Genomic DNA, 2,688 nt, shown 5'->3' on the forward strand with positions numbered 1-2,688 from the left:
CGAGCCCCATGTGACCGAGACCGATCCGCTAGAAGCCATTCCCGCCACCGGAAAAATCCTTGGCCTCGACCTCGGCACCAAAACCATCGGCGTCGCGGTGTCGGATGGCATGCGCTATTCGGCCAGTCCGCTCGAAACCATCAAGCGCACCAAGTTCACCCAGGACGCCGAGCGCATCATTGAACTCGTCGCCGAGAACAATGCCGTTGCTCTTATCCTCGGCCTTCCACTCAACATGGACGGTACCGAGGGGCCCCGCGTCCAGTCGACCCGCGCCTTTGCCCGCAATCTCGCGCAAAAGCTAGACCTGCCGATCGCGTTCTGGGACGAACGCCTGTCCACCTCGGCCGTGACCCGCATGATGATCGAAGCCGATCTCCGCCGCGACCGTCGCGCCGAGGTCGTCGACAAGCTCGCCGCCAGCTACATCCTACAGGGCGCCCTCGATCGCCTACGCCGCTAGCCGCCGCACCGTCACCGGCGCTTCTCCAAACAGTTTCCGAAACGCCCGCGAGAACGCCGCCTCGGACTGGTAACCACTGGCTTTCGCAATCCGCGACACCGGCTCCCCCGTATCGACCAGTTTCAGCCGCGCCAGATGCAGCCGCCATTGCGCGAGATAAGTCATGGCCGGCTGCCCCACGAGTTCGGTGAACCGCGCGGCAAAACCCGAGCGCGACATGCCCGCCTCTTTCGCAAGCCCCGCCAGCGACCAATCCGCCTCCGGCCGCCGATGAATCAGCGCTAGCGCACGCCCAATCTGCGGATCGCGCAAGGCCGCCAGCCAGCCCTGCCGCGCTTCCGGTGCCGTATCGAGCCATTCGCGGATCGCCTGGATCACCAGAATATCCGCCAGCCGCGTCATCACCGTTTCCCCGCCCGGCCGCAGCGATGCCGCCTCGCGCGCAATCAGGCCAAGCGTGCTCTGCACCCAGGCATCCAGCGTCTCGTCCCAAGCCTGGATAAGAATCTTGCGTGGCAGGAGATCGAGCAGGCGCTTCCCCGCCACATGGTCAAACTGCACCACACCCGCCATGGCCCGCACCAGTTCACCGCCGCCGCCCAGCGTCATGATCTCATAGCGCTCGCTGATTTTTTCGACCGGCAGGTCAAACAGCGGCACGCTACCCACACCCGATCCACTCAACAGGCGAAATTCCTGCCCATGCGGCAGCACCAGCATGCTCCCCGCCTTGAGCACGATTTCCTCGCCATCCACCTCGGCCATGCCCTGTCCCTCGGTGACGATGACGAACATCATCGACTCGCTCAGTCGCGGCATATCCATGCCCCAGGGCGCCGTCATGGTCGCACGGCAATAAAGCGTCCCCGTGAGGCGAAGCATATGCAGCACCTCGCCCAGCGGGTCGGAAAGCGGCGCAGGCTGAAAGCAATCCATGGCAACACCGTCAGTTTGGACGATCTGCAAATTACTGCGGATTTTTCGTGATTGATAGTCCCGATTGCTGCCCCGAAATCTCCCCCTGTCATCAAGAGGAGATTTTCATCATGACAACCCAAAACCCCGTTCTCGTCATCGGCGCCACCGGCAAGACCGGCGCCCGCGTCGCCGCCCGCCTCGCGGCCCTTGGCCATCCCCACCGCGGTGTTTCGCGTCGCTCCGAGCCCGCCTTCGATTGGGAAAAGCCCGAAACCTGGGCCCCAGCCCTCGAAGGCATGAAGAGCGCCTACATCACCTACGTCCCCGATCTCGCCGCCCCCGAAGCCCAGGAAAACATCCGCTGCTTCGCCGAAGCAGCCAAAACCGCCGGTCTCAAAAAACTCGTCCTCCTCTCAGGTCGCGGCGAACACGGCGCCGAACTATCCGAGGAGAAAGTCCGCCAGAGCGGCCTCGATTTCACCATCGTCCGCGCCAGCTGGTTCAATCAGAATTTCGACGAAGGCTTTTTCCACTCGTCCATTCTCGACGGCGTCATTGCCCTCCCCGCCGGCACCCGCGTCGAACCCTTCATCGATGTCGATGACATCGCCGAAGTCGTCGTAGCCGCGCTCCTCGATGAGAAGCACAATGGCGAAACCTATGAAGTCACCGGCCCCCGCCTTCTTACTTTTGCCGACGCTGCCGCCGAAATCGCTGATGCCAGCGGTCTCCCCGTCAGCTATGTCCCCATCGACGGCCCCACCTTCCACGCCGCCCTGCTCCCGGTCGCCGGTCCCGAAATCGCCGATCTCATGACCAATCTCTGCGCCGAAGTCTTCGACGGTCGCAACGAACGCCTCAGCGATGGCGTGCAACGCGCCCTCGGCCGCGCTCCGCGTGACTTTTCCGACTATGTCAAAGCGGCAGCCGCCCGCGGCGCCTGGCGCAAGGCCGCGTGATGATCCGCCTCCCGCAAGCCTATCTCGCCATTGCAGCGCTCACCGCGCTTTTCGTCGGCCTCGGCATGCTCAGCATGCCGGTGGCCTTCTACGGCAGCTATGGCATAGACCCAACGCTCTCCCCGAGTCTGGCCAGCGAACTCCGCTCCCCCGGCGTCTTGCTGACAACCATCGGCCTCTTCTTCGCCTATGGCATCATCTCGCCCCATTGGCGCAATTTTGCCCTCTGGACCGCCGCGATCTTCTACCTCGGCTACGCCACCGCCCGCGCCCTCTCGCTGGCCCTCGACGGCATACCCTCCACCGGCCTCCTCGCCGCCGGCGCCTTCGAACTCGCCCTCGGCCTCG

Annotated in this window: 4 protein-coding genes; 3 read left to right on the top strand and 1 reads right to left on the bottom strand. The window is 64.1% G+C overall.

The genetic code is table 11. From position 1 onward, the window contains the following. Positions 1 to 10: 10 nt before the first annotated feature. On the top strand, positions 11 to 463 hold the full coding sequence (ruvX, locus tag J0I64_RS08455) for a Holliday junction resolvase RuvX (protein WP_291407148.1): 453 nt from the start codon (positions 11 to 13) through the stop codon (positions 461 to 463). On the opposite strand, the gene J0I64_RS08460 is transcribed toward ruvX, so the two are convergent. After that, positions 452 to 1,399 (bottom strand): AraC family transcriptional regulator, encoded by a 948-nt coding sequence (locus J0I64_RS08460; RefSeq protein WP_291407145.1) that lies wholly within the window; start codon positions 1,397 to 1,399, stop codon positions 452 to 454. The two genes, ruvX and J0I64_RS08460, sit on opposite strands and share 12 nt — an antisense overlap. Before the next feature lie 110 nt (positions 1,400 to 1,509). Between J0I64_RS08460 and J0I64_RS08465 the strand changes: the two genes are divergently transcribed. Together J0I64_RS08465 and J0I64_RS08470 are read left to right on the top strand one after the other, a co-directional pair. Continuing rightward, on the top strand, positions 1,510 to 2,340 hold the full coding sequence (locus J0I64_RS08465) for an NmrA family NAD(P)-binding protein (RefSeq protein WP_291407146.1): 831 nt from the start codon (positions 1,510 to 1,512) through the stop codon (positions 2,338 to 2,340). After that, positions 2,340 to 2,688: DUF4345 domain-containing protein (locus J0I64_RS08470; RefSeq protein ID WP_291407147.1), on the top strand; the 349-nt coding region annotated here is incomplete at its 3' end. The genes J0I64_RS08465 and J0I64_RS08470, both read left to right, overlap by 1 nt.

Origin of the sequence: Devosia sp. (genome assembly GCF_017307565.1) — a bacterium.
Classification (GTDB): domain Bacteria; phylum Pseudomonadota; class Alphaproteobacteria; order Rhizobiales; family Devosiaceae; genus Devosia.